The 13,454-nt window shown below is 73.2% G+C and carries 16 protein-coding genes; 10 read left to right on the forward strand and 6 right to left on the reverse strand.

Annotated elements, in window-relative coordinates:
* The first annotated feature begins 206 nt into the window (after nt 1-206).
* The 3 genes from ACFYZF_RS04465 to ACFYZF_RS04475 all read left to right on the forward strand — a co-directional run bounded on the left by ACFYZF_RS04465 (nt 207) and on the right by ACFYZF_RS04475 (nt 3,549).
* Entirely contained in the window at nt 207-1,121 is a 915-nt protein-coding gene (locus ACFYZF_RS04465; RefSeq protein ID WP_387015900.1) for a MurR/RpiR family transcriptional regulator, read from the forward strand.
* The gene (locus ACFYZF_RS04470) at nt 1,118-2,071 is read left to right on the forward strand and encodes an N-acetylmuramic acid 6-phosphate etherase (protein WP_387015902.1); all 954 of its coding nucleotides are present in this window, start codon (nt 1,118-1,120) and stop codon (nt 2,069-2,071) included. The genes ACFYZF_RS04465 and ACFYZF_RS04470 overlap by 4 nt, the downstream gene beginning before the upstream one ends.
* A 488-nt stretch (nt 2,072-2,559) precedes the next feature.
* Complete coding sequence (locus ACFYZF_RS04475; protein WP_387016073.1) at nt 2,560-3,549, forward strand: RNA polymerase sigma factor RpoD/SigA; 990 nt, start codon at nt 2,560-2,562, stop codon at nt 3,547-3,549.
* 74 nt (nt 3,550-3,623) lie between these two features.
* Here ACFYZF_RS04475 and ACFYZF_RS04480 read toward each other — a convergent pair whose 3' ends face one another.
* Complete coding sequence (locus ACFYZF_RS04480) at nt 3,624-4,619, reverse strand: NlpC/P60 family protein (protein WP_387015904.1); 996 nt, start codon at nt 4,617-4,619, stop codon at nt 3,624-3,626.
* Between the two features lie 537 nt (nt 4,620-5,156).
* Between ACFYZF_RS04480 and ACFYZF_RS04485 the strand changes: the two genes are divergently transcribed.
* Nucleotides 5,157-5,639 (forward strand): DUF6232 family protein, encoded by a 483-nt coding sequence (locus ACFYZF_RS04485; protein ID WP_387015906.1) that lies wholly within the window; start codon nt 5,157-5,159, stop codon nt 5,637-5,639.
* Nucleotides 5,640-5,655: 16 nt separating this feature from the next.
* Here ACFYZF_RS04485 and ACFYZF_RS04490 read toward each other — a convergent pair whose 3' ends face one another.
* Nucleotides 5,656-5,982, reverse strand: coding sequence for a DUF3817 domain-containing protein (locus ACFYZF_RS04490; protein WP_387015908.1), 327 nt, complete (start codon nt 5,980-5,982; stop codon nt 5,656-5,658).
* 51 nt (nt 5,983-6,033) lie between these two features.
* Nucleotides 6,034-6,468: a hypothetical protein gene (locus tag ACFYZF_RS04495; protein WP_387015909.1), complete on the reverse strand. Its 435-nt coding sequence runs from the start codon at nt 6,466-6,468 to the stop codon at nt 6,034-6,036.
* A gap of 117 nt (nt 6,469-6,585) precedes the next feature.
* Between ACFYZF_RS04495 and ACFYZF_RS04500 the strand changes: the two genes are divergently transcribed.
* From ACFYZF_RS04500 to ACFYZF_RS04510, 3 genes are all read left to right on the forward strand, one after another.
* Nucleotides 6,586-6,912: a DUF6158 family protein gene (locus ACFYZF_RS04500; protein ID WP_387015911.1), complete on the forward strand. Its 327-nt coding sequence runs from the start codon at nt 6,586-6,588 to the stop codon at nt 6,910-6,912.
* Complete coding sequence (locus ACFYZF_RS04505) at nt 6,912-7,247, forward strand: hypothetical protein (RefSeq protein ID WP_387015913.1); 336 nt, start codon at nt 6,912-6,914, stop codon at nt 7,245-7,247. Before ACFYZF_RS04500 ends, ACFYZF_RS04505 begins: the two co-directional genes overlap by 1 nt.
* 65 nt (nt 7,248-7,312) lie before the next feature.
* Nucleotides 7,313-7,852 (forward strand): DUF1360 domain-containing protein, encoded by a 540-nt coding sequence (locus ACFYZF_RS04510; RefSeq protein ID WP_387015914.1) that lies wholly within the window; start codon nt 7,313-7,315, stop codon nt 7,850-7,852.
* A 145-nt stretch (nt 7,853-7,997) separates the two neighbouring features.
* Here the strand turns inward: ACFYZF_RS04510 and ACFYZF_RS04515 are convergent, their stop codons facing one another.
* The 3 genes from ACFYZF_RS04515 to ACFYZF_RS04525 all read right to left on the reverse strand — a co-directional run bounded on the left by ACFYZF_RS04515 (nt 7,998) and on the right by ACFYZF_RS04525 (nt 9,912).
* A complete protein-coding gene (locus ACFYZF_RS04515; RefSeq protein ID WP_387015916.1) occupies nt 7,998-8,198 on the reverse strand; it encodes a hypothetical protein in 201 nt (66 codons plus the stop codon).
* A gap of 162 nt (nt 8,199-8,360) precedes the next feature.
* A complete protein-coding gene (locus tag ACFYZF_RS04520; protein WP_387016074.1) occupies nt 8,361-8,603 on the reverse strand; it encodes a hypothetical protein in 243 nt (80 codons plus the stop codon).
* Nucleotides 8,604-8,817: 214 nt separating this feature from the next.
* Complete coding sequence (locus ACFYZF_RS04525) at nt 8,818-9,912, reverse strand: 3-deoxy-7-phosphoheptulonate synthase (protein ID WP_387015918.1); 1,095 nt, start codon at nt 9,910-9,912, stop codon at nt 8,818-8,820.
* A 270-nt stretch (nt 9,913-10,182) separates the two neighbouring features.
* Here ACFYZF_RS04525 and ACFYZF_RS04530 point away from each other — a divergent pair, with 270 nt between their 5' ends.
* The 3 genes from ACFYZF_RS04530 (at nt 10,183) to ACFYZF_RS04540 (ending at nt 13,305) form a co-directional block, all read left to right on the forward strand.
* Nucleotides 10,183-10,398 (forward strand): hypothetical protein, encoded by a 216-nt coding sequence (locus ACFYZF_RS04530; protein ID WP_387015920.1) that lies wholly within the window; start codon nt 10,183-10,185, stop codon nt 10,396-10,398.
* A 182-nt stretch (nt 10,399-10,580) separates the two neighbouring features.
* Nucleotides 10,581-11,873, forward strand: coding sequence for a M16 family metallopeptidase (locus ACFYZF_RS04535; protein ID WP_387015921.1), 1,293 nt, complete (start codon nt 10,581-10,583; stop codon nt 11,871-11,873).
* An 85-nt stretch (nt 11,874-11,958) separates the two neighbouring features.
* On the forward strand, nt 11,959-13,305 hold the full coding sequence (locus ACFYZF_RS04540) for a M16 family metallopeptidase (RefSeq protein WP_387015923.1): 1,347 nt from the start codon (nt 11,959-11,961) through the stop codon (nt 13,303-13,305).
* The last annotated feature ends 149 nt before the right edge of the window (nt 13,306-13,454 follow it).

Here is a 13,454-nt window from a genome sequence, read left to right on the forward strand (position 1 = left end):
CGGCTGTCCCCGGCCCGGTAGGCCGGGCCGTCGGAACGGCGGGACGTCGGCCGCCGACCGGCGTGGGGTGGGGCCCTGCCGGGGGAAGCGCCGGAAGCTGCGGAAATGGCAGTGTTCGGCGCAATACTGATGAACGTCCAGAGTACTTTTTCCCGATACGCGGGGAGATGGTTGACGCTCACGCTTCATGAAAGTAAGTTTCATGCGTGGCGAAGAGTCCGAAGATTTCTGCGAGTCACGAGCCGGGTGGACTGATCGTCCACATCAGCGGTTTGCTCCCCTCGCTGTCGCCCGCCGAGCAGCGGGTGGCGCGGCTGGTGGTCGCCGACCCGGCGGACGCCGCCCGGCGCACCATCACCGACCTCGCCACCACCGCCGAGACATCCGAGGCGACCGTGATCCGGTTCTGCCGCTCGGTCGGCATGAACGGCTACCCGCAGCTGCGCATCCGGCTCGCCGCCGAGGCGGCCCGCCGGATCGAGCCCCCGGACGCCCGGGTGGTCGGCGGCGACATCCCGCCCGGTGCCGACCTGGCCCAGATCATCGCCACCATCGCGTTCAACGACGCGCGGGCAGTCGAGGAGACGGCCGAGCAGCTCGACCCGGCCGTCTGCGAGCAGGTCGTCGAGGCGATCGTGGGCGCCAGCCGGATCGAGGTGTACGGCGCGGGCGCCAGCGGCTTCGTCGCCTCCGACTTCCAGCAGAAGCTGCACCGCATCGGCCGAACAGCGTTCTACTTCCCCGACGTGCACACAGCGCTCACCTCGGCGGCCCTGCTCGGCAAGGGCGACATCGCGTTGGGCATCTCGCACACCGGCACCACCGCCGACGTGATCGAGGTGCTGGAGCAGGCCCGGTCCCGAGGTGCGGCCACAGCCGCGCTGACCAACTTCCCCCGCTCGCCGATCACGGACGTCGCCGACTTCGTGCTCACCACGGCGGCCCGGGAGACCACCTACCGCTCCGGCGCGATGGCCAGCCGGCTGGCCCAGCTCACCGTGGTCGACTGCCTCTTCGTCGGCGTGGCCGCCCGCAACCGGACGCGGGCCCGTAAGGCGCTGGAGGTCACCGCCGAGGCGGTGCAGACCCACCGGATCGGCTCCAGCCGGAGGCGGGGATGACCCCCGGCCGGGTACAGCCGGACGAGGTGGCCGCGGTCCCGGCCCGCCCGGTGGTCCGGGTGGGCGCGCCGACCGAGCGACGCAACCCGCTCAGCGTCGACCTCGACCTGATGTCCACCCGGGACGTGCTCACCGTGATCAATGAAGCGGACCGCCGGGTGCCGGCCGCCGTCGCGGCGGTCCTCGACGAGATCGCCGCCACCGTCGACCTCGGGGTCGCCGCGCTGCGCGGCGGGCACCGGGTGCACTACTTCGGCGCCGGCACCTCCGGCCGGCTCGGGGTGCTCGACGCCGCCGAGTTGGCTCCCACCTTCAATTCGCCCCGGCACTGGTTCTGCTCCCACATCGCCGGCGGCTCCGACGCGATGTGGCGGGCCGTCGAGGACGCCGAGGACGACCACGGTGGCGGAGCGGCCGCGGCGGCGGACTGCGTCGGCACCGGCGACCTGGTCGTCGGCCTGGCCGCCAGCGGGCGCACCCCGTACGTTCTCGGGGCGCTCGCCGCGTCCAGGGCGCAGGGGGCCTCGACCGTGCTGCTCTGCGCCAACCCGGAGGCGAAGGCCGCCTCGGCGGTCGACGTCTTCATCGGCGTGGACACCGGCCCCGAGGTGGTGACCGGGTCGACCCGGATGAAGGCGGGCACCGCGCAGAAGTTGGTGCTCAACACCTTCTCCACCGCCGTGATGGTGCGGCTGGGTCGGGTCTACTCGAATTTGATGATCGACATGGTGGCCACCAACGCCAAGCTGCGGGGCCGGATGATCTCGATCCTGATGGAGGCCACCGGCTGCGCCGAGGAGGTCTGCGGGCAGGCCCTGCACGCGGCCGACGGTGACCTGAAGACCGCCCTGGTCTCGTTGGTCTCCGGTGTCGAGGTGTCCGCCGCCCGGGCCGCCCTGGCCCGCTCCGCTCACCAGGTACGCGGCGCCCTCGCCCTGCTCGCCTCCTGAGCTGCGGTCCCGTCACCGGGGCTGATCCGAGGTTCCGTCACCGGAGTGCTGCGTCGGGCCACGCCCGGTGACGTTGGTCACGACCCCGCCCGGAGTGGGACTTCGCGCCTGCCCCGGATTGTTCAACCGGGGCGAGGGTATTCCGTGTCCATGAATGAACCGAGCGGTCCGTCGGCGCGTGTCAGGCGGTGACCAGGATCGCAGCGCGGTGGTGATGCGGATCGCTGTGCGCCCGGGGTCGGCAATGGTGCCATGCCCAGGGGTGCCAGCGTACGCCGATCCGCCGAGCCGGCCGTGGCGTCAACAGCGAGCCGCCCGACGGGGTGCTGACAGCAAACATGGATCGGGCTCTCAGCTACTACTCAGGCATTCGTGACACTTTCGACTCACGACACGGAATCCCGGACCCGTCTCAACTGTTGTGCAGGTGTCAGGTCAGCACCGGTGGGCACAGCGGAAGTTACGGGGGAGGGCTGATGGACGTGGGGATGGCAAGGAACCGGGCAACCGGCGCGAGCGAGGGGACCGTGGACAACGTGGACAAGAACATCGGCATGCGAACCGACGAGGTGGCCGAGGAGCGCGACCTGGTCGGAGTCTACCTTCACGAGATCTCCCGAACGCCACTGCTGGACGCCGCCACGGAGGTCGACCTCTCCAAGGCGATCGAGGCCGGCCTCTACGCCGAGCACCTGCTCGACGGGAATCGAGTTCCCGCCGGGGTCGACCGGGACGACCTGGAGCGCGTGGTCGCCGAGGGGGAGCGGGCGAAGGACCTCTTCATCCGCGCCAACCTGCGGCTGGTCGTCTCCATCGCCCGGCGTTACGTGCGCTCGGGCATGCCCATGCTCGACCTGATCCAGGAGGGCAACACCGGCCTGGTCCGGGCGGTCGAGAAGTTCGACTACGAGCGGGGCTTCAAGTTCTCCACCTACGCGACCTGGTGGATCCGCCAGGCGATCAGCCGGGCCATCGCCCAGCAGGAGCGCACCGTGCGGCTGCCGGTGCACCTGGTCGAGGACGTCAACCGGATGCGGAACGTGGTCCGGCAGCTCACCCGCGAGCTGGGCGGCGACCCGGAGCCGGAGCAGATCGCGGCGTCCCTCGGCGTCACCGTCGCGCGGGTCAACGAGCTGGTCCGCTGGTCGCAGGACACGGTGTCGCTGGACACCCCGATCGGCGACGACGGCGACACCAAACTCGGCGACCTGGTCGCCGACAGCGACGCCCCGTCGCCGGAGGACATCGTCCTGACCGGGCTGGAGCGGCAGCGCATCGAGGGTCTGCTCAACCACCTCGACGACCGGTCGGCCGGCATCATGCGGGCCCGCTACGGCCTGGAGGACGGGCGGGAGCACTCGCTTACCGAGGTCGCCTCGCGGTTCTCCCTCTCCCGGGAGCGGATCCGGCAGTTGGAGATCCAGGCCCTGGGCCGGCTGCGCGAGCTCGCCCGGGCGGAGGGGCTGCAGGCAGCCTGACCTGGTAGCAATAACGGCGAACGGCCGGCGTCCGACAGGGGGACGCCGGCCGTTCGCCGTTCGGGTCGGAGCCGTCAGTGGACCCGGCCGTACCCGTAGGGCTTCATCAGGTCGACGTTCCGCTTCTCCACGTTGCGGCCGAAGGTCGGCGCGTGGATCACCTGGCCCCCGCCGACGTAGATGGACACGTGCCCGAGGCTGTTGTAGAAGACCAGGTCGCCCGGGCGCAACTCGCTGCGGCTGATGTGGCTGACCACGCCCCACTGCATCTTCGTGTTGTGTGGCAGCGACTTGCCGGCCGCCCGCCAGGCGGCGGAGGTGAGGCCGGAGCAGTCGTACCCGTTCGGGCCGTCGGCGGCCCAGACGTAGGGCTTGCCGAGGGCGCCGTACGCGTACCGGACCGCGGTGCCCGCCCGGCCGGAGACGGCGGGCGCCTGCTCGGCGGAACTCCCGCCCGACTTCGACTTCGACTTCGTCCTCGGCGCCGGCGGCTCGGTGGCCCGCCCGTACGCCTGACGGCGCATCTCGTAGAGCTCGGCCAGGTCCTTCTCGATCTTCTTCTTGCCGGCGGCGAGCTGCTTGGCCTGCGCGGCCTGCTTCGCCAGCGTCGCGTCGAGCCGGGCCTTCTGGTCGAGCAGCCGGCGCTGGCTCTCGGTGAAGCCGGAGATCCGCTGCTGGCGCTGCCGGGTGAGCTGGTCGAGGGTGTCCAGCCGGTCCAGCAGGTTGCTCGGGCCGCCCGCGCTCAGCAGCGCGTTGGCGGTGTCCATCCGGCCCGTCTTGTACGCGGTGACGGCGATCTCGCCGACGTCCGCCCGGCTCTGCGCGGTCTGCGCCTCCAGCGGCCCGATCCGGGCCGTCAGCTTCGCCGCGGCGGCCTTGTTCGCCTTGATGTCCTCGGTGAGCTCGTTGTAGGACTCGACGACCCGTTCCAACTCGGTCGAGGACTTCTCGATTCGCTGGGTCAGTTCGGCGGGCGACGGCTCGGCCTGAGCCGCCGACGCCGGGGCGATCAGCACGGCCGCGAGGCCGGCCGCCGCCAGTGCGCGCAGCGAATTCCTGAGGTACGACAAGAGCGGAGGGCTCCTCTCCCGCCAGTCGCCGGGCGTCGCGGGACGCCGCGGCGATGTCGGCCCGGGGCTGTCCGGGTGGACGGCCGTCGGCCGGTCCGACTCGCCCAACCTAACCCGGGACGGAAGTTACCCGCAGGTGAAGCAGGGGCGAAAGTGGCGAAACGGCCAGGTGTGTCGCGAGATACAGTCACGTTCGGTAGTTGTCAGAGAGGCGCTCCGGCGCGACCGGCGGGGCAGGATGTGCCGAACGGGCGTTCCACGGCTTTCGTCGTTCTGGGCGGATGCCGCCGGACGCGACGATTAATAGCCGGAAAAGCCGGAATTGGTGGCCTCTTGCCGGCGCGGAGGGGACGGCAGGCCAGCCCCCGGGCCCGGAAAATCGGGACCTGGGCTGGCCCGATGGCCAGACAATGGAGCGGAGCCGGGAATCCCGCCAGCCGTCGACCGGCGCCGCGGGGGCCGCTCCCGGCCCCTCAGCCGTGGGAGACAGCCGTGATCCGAGATGGCTCCGCTACCCGCCCGCACCGGTCACCGAGGGTGACCCCCGCGCCCCCTGCCCTGCTCTACGCCCAGCCCGGGATCGTCGTCACGACGGACCGGTTCACCGTCGGCCACAGCAGCTTCGCGATCGCCGACCTGACCCACCTGCACACCGCCCGGGGTCCACACGACCGGCTCGCCGTCCGGGCGGTGGCGGTGACCGCCGTCATGGTCGCCGGCGTGGGGCTGCTGCTCGGCTTCACCGGCGGCCTGCAACGGCTGACCGCCGGGGCTTACCTGACTCTCGGGGCGGTGGCCCTGCTGCCCGTGCTGCTCGCGGCGGTCGGCGCCCGCTGGCGCCCGCCGCCGTACGAGCTGTGGGGCTGGCACGGGGGCGTCCGGGTGCTGCTGTTCAGCAGCGACGACCAGCGGCAGTTCGGGCAGGTCAGCCGCGCCGTACACCGGGCCCGCGAGGGCGTGCGGTACGGCGGCTGGGGCGGCGCGCCCACCGGGGAGGAGTTCTGGCGCCCGGACCGCTGATCCGCCCGGGTCAGCCTCAGCCAGCGACCGGCTCCGGGGTGCGGGCGCGCTCGGTAGCCAGCCAGCGGCTCACCCGCCGCTCGGCGTAGAAGGACACGAAGGGCACCGTGCCGGCGAGCATCACCAGCAGCATCCGCTTCAGCGGCCAGTCCGCCCGGCGGGACAGGTCGAACGTCGCCGCCAGGTAGAGCATGTACAGCCAGCCGTGCGCCGTCCCGACGATGGCGACCACCGTCGGCTCGTCGAACCCGTACTTCAGCGGCATGCCGATCAGGACCAGCACGGCCAACGCCACGCCCACGATCCAGGCGATCACGCGGTACCGGGTAAGGGCTCCGCCCACCTTCGTCCGTCCTTCCGAACCGGCCTTCGGCCGGGTAGTCGCGAACCGGCGTCAGCCGGGATAGTCACCGGGCCGGGAGCCCGGATTGGCGTTCAACCACGCCAGGTAGCGGTTGTACGCGGCCAGGTCGGCGTCCTCGGGGCCGCCGGCCGGCACCGCAGACACCCGGGCGACCCGCACGGGTCGGCGTACCCCTGTCGGGGCGCCGGACGACAGGGCCGCGCCGGCCATGATGTCGCCGCCCGCCTCCTCGCCGCCCGCCGACGGCCCGTCCACGGCGGAGCGCAGGGTGTGCCGCAGCTCACGCCACCAGACGAAGACGACGAACGCGGCGAAGACCGGCCACTCGATGGCGTAACCCCAGCTGATGGAGTTGCCGTCGGCGGCCCGGGTGATCTGCCACCACCCCAGCCCGAGGAAGCTGACGACCAGCACGACCATGGCCACGTGGCGGGCGATCCACGCCGGTGTCCAGAGCCGTTTCATGGGGTCGAGGGTACCGGGAGTCGGGGTGCTCTCCGACGTGGCGTCGTAGTTCGGGGTTTGGCGGTGGCCGGTGTGGGCATCCGTCTAGACGCCAGCCAGACGAGACGAGGGGCGACGATGACCGAATCAGTGCGGCAGACCGGCGGCCCGACGGAAGCCAGCCCGGAGCAGCGGATGCCCGAGTGGGACGGCGACCACGTCCACGACATGTCCACCGACGACGCGGTCGTAGACGGCGAGCTGGGGATCGACCCCACCGAGCTCGCCGACGAGGACCTGATCCGCGAGATACACAGCCTGCACCGCACCCGGCTCGACACGCTGCGGCACGCTGCGGACTCGGCGCTCGCGAACCACCTGCGTCGCACGGCGGAGCTGGAGACCGAGTACCTGGCCCGGCACCCGGGACGCGAGGTCGACCCGGCCCGGCTGCGGGACGTGTGATGGCGGAGCACGCGGAGCGCGGGATGTCCGCGCCACCAGAGGTGGTCTTCAACACGGCGACCGACCCGGACCGGGCCGCCGCGTGGCTGCCCCAGCCGCTGCGGTCCGACGGCCGCAGCCGCCCCGACGTCAGCCCCGGGCAGATGCGGGCCCGGTGGGCCAGCGCCTCCGCCCCCGGCTGGTCGGCCGAGATCCGGGTGGAGCCCGCGGACGCCGGGGGCGCCCGGGTCCAGCTCGACCTGGCCGGGGCATCCGGCCAGGCGGATCCGGGACTAGCCGAGGAAACCCTGGCCAACCTCGCCCGCGAGGTGGCCGACAACCTGACCGCCGGTTGAGCCGGTAGCCGGACCCGCTGCCGGCGCGCCGCGCGCCAGCACACGCAGAGAACAAGGAGACGCGGTTGAGCGACAGCAGCCTGAAGCAGAAGGTGGCGCGGCTGCGCCAGGCGTACGCGCCGCACGAGCACCGGCCGCTCGGCGGCTACCTGGTGGCGATGGGCACCTACGCCGGGGTGACCGCGACGCTCGCCGGACTGGTCAGGGCGACCGGCCGGCCGGTGCCGGAGCGGCCCAGCCCGTCGGACGTGGTGCTGCTCTCCATCGCCACCCACAAGCTCAGCCGGCTGCTGTCCAAGGACGCGGTCACCAGCCCGCTGCGCGCCCCGTTCACCCGGTACGACCGCCCGAGCGGCTCCGGCGAGGTGATGGAGCAGGTCCGGGACTCGGGCAGCCCCACCCGGCACGCCATCGGCGAGCTGCTGAGCTGCCCGTTCTGCCTGGCGGTCTGGGTGGCCACCGGGCTCACCGGCGGACTGGTGCTGGCCCCCCGGCTGACCCGGCTGGTGGCTACCGCCCTGACCGCGGTGGCGGCCTCCGACTTCCTCCAGATGGGCTACGCCGTCGCCCAGCAGGCCGCCGACGGCGGTCGCGACAAGGACTGACACGGGTACGGGGAGGGGCCGCAGGCCGCCTTCCCGTACCCGCCCGGCGTTAGCGCTGCATGCCGTTCGGTCCGGCGTTGCCCTCAGCGCTGCATGCCGTTCGGTCCGGCGTTGCCCTCAGCGCTGCATGCCGTTCGGTCCGGCGTCAGCGCTGCATACCGGACCAGCCGTGCGGCGACTCCGTCTCGCGTTCCTCGTCGTCCTCGTCGCCGGTGATGATGTCGGGGTCGACGGCGGTGAGGTCGTGTTCGTCGGCGAAGTCCTGCTCGGCCGTGGTGTCCAGGCCCTCCGGCGGCTGGCCGAGCGCCGGGAGGTGCTCCTCCCGCTGCTCCTCGCGATCGGTCATCTCGCTGTCCTCTCCGTGGTCGGGGCGGGGTCGGTGCCGCGGTCGGCCGTCGGCGCCGTGGGCCTGCTCGTGCCGGCCGCCGTGGGCCTGCTCGTGCCGGCCGCCGTGGGCCTGCTCGTGCCGGCCGCCGTGGGCCTGCTCGTGCCGGCCGTGCCCGAGGCGTCAGGCGACCGACCCGCCCAGCAGGTCGGCAGCCTCGTCCACCGCGTACTCGCCCTGGGGCAGCGCGGCGATCCGGGTGAGCAGCACCGCGGGAAGCTCGGCGGCTACCGCCCGGCGGTAGATGTCCGCCTGGCTGATCCGCTCCTGGCCGTGGTAGATCTCGTCGAGCAGGTCGTCGAGCGGCCGGGTGTCCGGTTCCTCGGTCAGCTCGTCGTCTCCGGTCGGGTCGGTGTCGGCGGGCAGATCGGTGTCGGCGGCCAGCTCGGCGTCGTCCACAGCGGCGTCCCTCACGGGTGCGTCGTCGGTCACGACGGTCGGCTACCCGAGCCGGAATCGGTCAAACGTCACCCCACCCCGCCCCCGGCCCCCGACCCACCCCGGCGTGCGTTGATCAAGAGCTTTGCGTCAGAAGTCGCCAACGACCCTGACGCAAAGCTCTCGATCAACGGGGTGGGGGTCAGGCCGGAGGGGTGAGGGGGGCCGTCGTGGTGCGGCGGGCGTGGACGGCGGCGGCCAGGGTGTCGAGGACCTCCTGCGTGGTGTCCCAGCCGAGGCAGCCGTCGGTGACGGAACGGCCGTACTCCAGCTCGCGGGTGGGGTCGAGGTCCTGCCGGCCGGGGAGCAGGAAGCTCTCCAGCATGATGCCGACGATGCCGCGCTGGCCGGCGGCGAGCTGGTCCGCGACGTCGGCGGCGACCAGCGGCTGGCGGCGGTGGTCCTTGCCGCTGTTGGCGTGACTCGCGTCGACCACCACCCGCTCCGGCAGGCCGGCCGCCCGGAGCAGGTCCAGCGCCCCGGCCACCGAGGCGGCGTCGTAGTTCGGGCCGTCGTTGCCGCCGCGCAGCACCAGGTGGCCGTCGACGTTGCCCCGGGTGTGCATGATCGCCGGGGTGCCGGAGACGTCGATCCCGGGGAAGACGTGCGGGACGCCGGCCGCCCGGATGGCGTCCACGGCGGTGCCGACGCTGCCGTCGGGGCGGTTCTTCATGCCGATCGGCATGGACAGGCCGGAGGCGAGCTGCCGGTGCACCTGGCTCTCCACGGTGCGGGCGCCGATCGCACCCCAGGCCACCGTGTCGGCGATGTACTGCGGGGTGATCGGGTCGAGGAACTCGCAGCCCACCGGCAGGCCCAACCGCAGCACGTCCAGCAGCAGCGCGCGGGCGGTACGCAGGCCGGTGTTCACGTCGCCCGAGCCGTCCAGCCCGGGGTCGTTGATCAGGCCCTTCCAGCCGACCGTCGAGCGCGGCTTCTCGAAGTACACCCGCATCACGATCAGCAGGTCGTCGGCGAGCCGGTCTGCGACGGTCCGCAGCCTGGCCGCGTAGTCCAGCGCGGCGGCCGGGTCGTGCACCGAGCACGGGCCGACCACCACCAGCAGTCGGTCGTCGGCGCGGTCGAGCACCCGGCTGACCGCGCGCCGGCCGTCGAGTACGGCCTCGGTGAGCGGCGCGTCCAGGGGCAGGTGGTGGTGCAGCAGGGCCGGGGTGGTCAACGGCACGATGCGATCGATCCGTTGGTCGATGACGCGATGGTTGTCCGGGGTGGTCACGGTGGGGTTCCTTCCGCCGACCGTGCCCCGGGGCCGGCGCCCAGGGTCGAGCCGGCTGCTCGTACGCAAAAGGGCAGGAACCAATGTCCCTGCCCAGCCGGCTCGAAGAGGAGTGACGTCAGATCATGGTGAAGTCACCGGCTCCTCCAGCCGGCTGCCTAAACCATCGATAGCACCACGTCACGGTGACCAGGGTACCCGACGCGGCGGGATCACCTACGAGGTGTACGGCCCGTTCCGCCGAGCCGCGCACGGGGTACAGAGGCCGGCATGACGAATGCTCACAGCGACCAGGATCGGATCGAGTCCCGCGCCCACCTGCTGCCCGAGGAGGCCGCCGCCGGCAGCGACGACCCGCGCGCCCAGGCCGCCGCCATCCTCACCGAGTCGGACCTGCGGGAGGAGGACCAGAACGCCGCCCCCGACACGGTGCCGGAGCAGCGCACCTCGGAGGAGACGGTGCCCCCGATCGAGCCCCCGGACTGAGCGGGCGCGCGCCGGGCGCGCGGCCGGCGCGCCGCGCTCCCGGCGAAACCGCTGGTCGGCGGTCCGGGCGTGCCGCGGATCGTCACCACGCCCGGCCCTCCCGACGGGCGGCGGTGGGCCCGCCGCCGCGCCGACCACGCGCGCGTCACCTTTCGGTCCCCCCGATCGGATAGCGTCGGGCCATGCCCGACAGCGGTTACCCCTGGCCGATCGAAACGACCCGACTGGACAACGGTCTGCGCGTGGTGGTGAGCGAGGACCGCGCCGCCCCCGCGGTCGCCGTGAACCTCTGGTACGACGTGGGCTCCCGGCACGAGCCGGACGGGCAGACCGGGTTCGCCCACCTCTTCGAGCACCTGATGTTCGAGGGCTCGGTCAACGTGGCGAAAACCGAGCACATGAAGCTCGTCCAGGGCGCCGGCGGCTCCCTGAACGCCACCACCAACCCGGACCGGACGAACTACTTCGAGACCGTCCCGGCCGAGCATCTGGAGCTGGCGCTCTGGCTGGAGGCCGACCGGATGGGCGGCCTGGTGCCGGCGCTGACCCAGGAGACGCTGGACAACCAGCGGGACGTGGTCAAGAACGAGCGCCGCCAGCGCTACGAGAACGTGCCGTACGGCGACGCGTGGCTGCGGCTGCTGCCGCTGCTCTACCCGCCAGGGCACCCGTACCACCATGCGACGATCGGGTCGATGGCCGACCTGAACGCCGCGGACCTGGCCACCTTCCAGGACTTCCACCGCACCTACTACGCGCCGAACAACGCGGTGCTGACCGTGGTCGGCGACGCCACCGCGGCCGAGGTGTTCGCGCTGGCCGACAAGTACTTCGGCGCCCTCCCGGCCCGGGAGTCGATCCCGGCCGCGCCGGACGGCCGGCACGTGCCGGGCGGCGGCGGGCCGGTGACGGAGACCGTCACGGCAGCGGTGCCCGCGCCCCGCGTCTACGTCGCGCACCGCACCCACGCCTTCGGCACCCCCGGGTACGACGTGCTCACCGTCCTCGCCACCGTGCTGGGCAGCGGCCGGGGCAGCCGGCTCTACCAGCGCCTCGCCGACGGCGAGCGGATCGCCCAGCCCGACCTGGTCGGCTCCTACGGGGTGGACCTCGCGCACGCCCCCGCCCCGCTGATCGCCACCGCCACCGCCCGTCCCGGGGTGAGCGGCGAGCGGCTGGCCGCCGGGGTGGCCGAGGTGGTCGACGAGTTGGCCACCGTGCCGGTCACCGCCGCGGAACTGGACCGGGCCAAGGCGCTGCTGAGCACCGGATGGTGGCGGCAGATGTCCACGGTCGACGGACGCGCCGACGCTCTCGGCCGGTACGCCACCCAGTTCGGCGATCCGGCCGTCGCCGCCGAGCGGCTGCCCGCCTGGCTCGCGGTGACCGCCGAGCAGATCGCCGAGCTCGCCGCCGAGATGCTGCGCCCCGAGGACCGGTCGACCCTGACCTACCTGCCCGAGGAGAGCGCGTGAGGGCGACGACCGAGCGGCACCGTCCGGTGGGCCGCCGCGATCCGCTGTCCGCCGGCCCCGCAGTCGTGAACGGAAGGAAACCCCGATGAGCCTGATCGCCGACCGTCCCGGGCCGGGGCTGGCCCGGCCGTACCGGTTCCCGCAGGTGGTGCGCCGCTCAGTGGCCGGCGGCCAGGTCGTCGCCGCGCACCTGCCCGGGCAGAACCTGGCCGTGGCGCTGCTGCTGCTCGACGCCGGTGCCGGGCGGGAGCCGGCCGGCCGGGAAGGGCTCGGGGCGGTGCTGGCCAAGGCCCTGGAGGAGGGCACCGCGCAGCGGGACGCCACCACGTACGCGCTGGCCGTGGAGGGGCTCGGCACCGAGCTGGTGACCGGGCTGGACTGGGATTCGTTCCAGGTCAGCGTCCAGGTGCCGGTGGACCGGCTGCCCGCCGCAGTGGAACTGCTCGCCGAGGCCGTCCGGACGCCCCGGCTGGACCCGGACGACGTGCGGCGGGTCCGCGACGACGAGGCCACCGCCCTGCGGATGGACTGGGCGAACCCGGGCCCCCGGGCCGAGGCGGCGTTGCGGGCCGACCTGTTCGGCGCGGAGAACCGGTGGGGCCGCCCGATGTACGGCGACCCGGACTCGGTGGCCGGCCTGGACCCCGAGGACGTCACCGTCTTCCACTCCGAGTGGTTCCTCCGTCCCGGCACCCTGATCGTCGCCGGCGACCTGGATCGCCTCGACCTGGACGCGCTCGGCGCGGCGGCGTTCGCCGGCACCGGCGGCGGCCCGGTCTCCCAGGGCGGTCCGATCGACGTGTCGCTGCGGGCCGGGCGGCGGATCATCCTGGTCGACCGGCCCGGGTCGGTGCAGTCCACGCTGCGGCTGGGCCACCCGTCGCCGCACCGGGCGCACCCCGACCACGTGCCGTCGCTGCTGGCCGGCACGGTGCTCGGCGGGGCGTTCACCTCCCGGCTCAACCACCTGATCCGCGAAGTGCGCGGTTACACCTACGGCATCCGGGGCGAGTTCGCCTCGTCCCGCAGGTTCGGCCGGTTCGCGGTCGGCTCGGGCGTGCAGACGGCGGTGACCGCGCCTGCGCTGGTGGAGGCGGTCGGCGAGATCAGCCGTACCCAGGTCGGCGGGGTCACCGAGGACGAGCTTGCGGTGGCCAGGTCCTGGCGGGCCGGGCAGCTCTCGGTCGAGCTGCAGAGCCCCCGGGCGATCGCGTCGGCGCTGACCACCCTGGTCGTGCACGACCTGCCGGACGACTACCACGCCCGGCTGCGTGAGTCGCTGCTCGCCGCCGACGTCGACGAGGTCTCGGCCGCCGCCGCGGACCACCTGCACCCGGAGTCGCTCACCCTGGTGGTGGAGGGCGACGCCGCGCTGATCCGCGACGACCTCGTCGCCACCAACCTCGGCGAGATCGTCGACGCCCCCCGCTGACCCGCCCGACGGCGGCCCGCCGACCGGCCCGCGCGGCGAAGGGAGATGTGATCTCCGTCGCGCGGGCCGTGGCGGCTGCCGGGCCGGCGGCGCTGGGCGTGCGGCTGCCGGGCGCGGATGTTGCGGCCCGGCGGCCGGGTCGCCTGCGA

This window comes from Micromonospora sp. NPDC001898 (genome assembly GCF_042891255.1).
In the GTDB taxonomy this organism is placed as follows: domain Bacteria; phylum Actinomycetota; class Actinomycetes; order Mycobacteriales; family Micromonosporaceae; genus Micromonospora.

Excerpts from the sequence above, each read along its gene's own strand:
- ACFYZF_RS04470 (WP_387015902.1), top strand. The coding sequence starts at position 1,118 with ATGACCCCCGGCCGGGTACAGCCGGACGAGGTGGCCGCGGTCCCGGCC.
- ACFYZF_RS04475 (WP_387016073.1), top strand. The coding sequence starts at position 2,560 with ATGGCAAGGAACCGGGCAACCGGCGCGAGCGAGGGGACCGTGGACAAC.
- ACFYZF_RS04495 (WP_387015909.1), bottom strand. The coding sequence starts at position 6,468 with ATGAAACGGCTCTGGACACCGGCGTGGATCGCCCGCCACGTGGCCATG.
- ACFYZF_RS04500 (WP_387015911.1), top strand. The coding sequence starts at position 6,586 with ATGACCGAATCAGTGCGGCAGACCGGCGGCCCGACGGAAGCCAGCCCG.
- ACFYZF_RS04505 (WP_387015913.1), top strand. The coding sequence starts at position 6,912 with ATGGCGGAGCACGCGGAGCGCGGGATGTCCGCGCCACCAGAGGTGGTC.
- ACFYZF_RS04515 (WP_387015916.1), bottom strand. The coding sequence starts at position 8,198 with ATGACCGATCGCGAGGAGCAGCGGGAGGAGCACCTCCCGGCGCTCGGC.
- ACFYZF_RS04530 (WP_387015920.1), top strand. The coding sequence starts at position 10,183 with ATGACGAATGCTCACAGCGACCAGGATCGGATCGAGTCCCGCGCCCAC.
- ACFYZF_RS04535 (WP_387015921.1), top strand. The coding sequence starts at position 10,581 with ATGCCCGACAGCGGTTACCCCTGGCCGATCGAAACGACCCGACTGGAC.
- ACFYZF_RS04540 (WP_387015923.1), top strand. The coding sequence starts at position 11,959 with ATGAGCCTGATCGCCGACCGTCCCGGGCCGGGGCTGGCCCGGCCGTAC.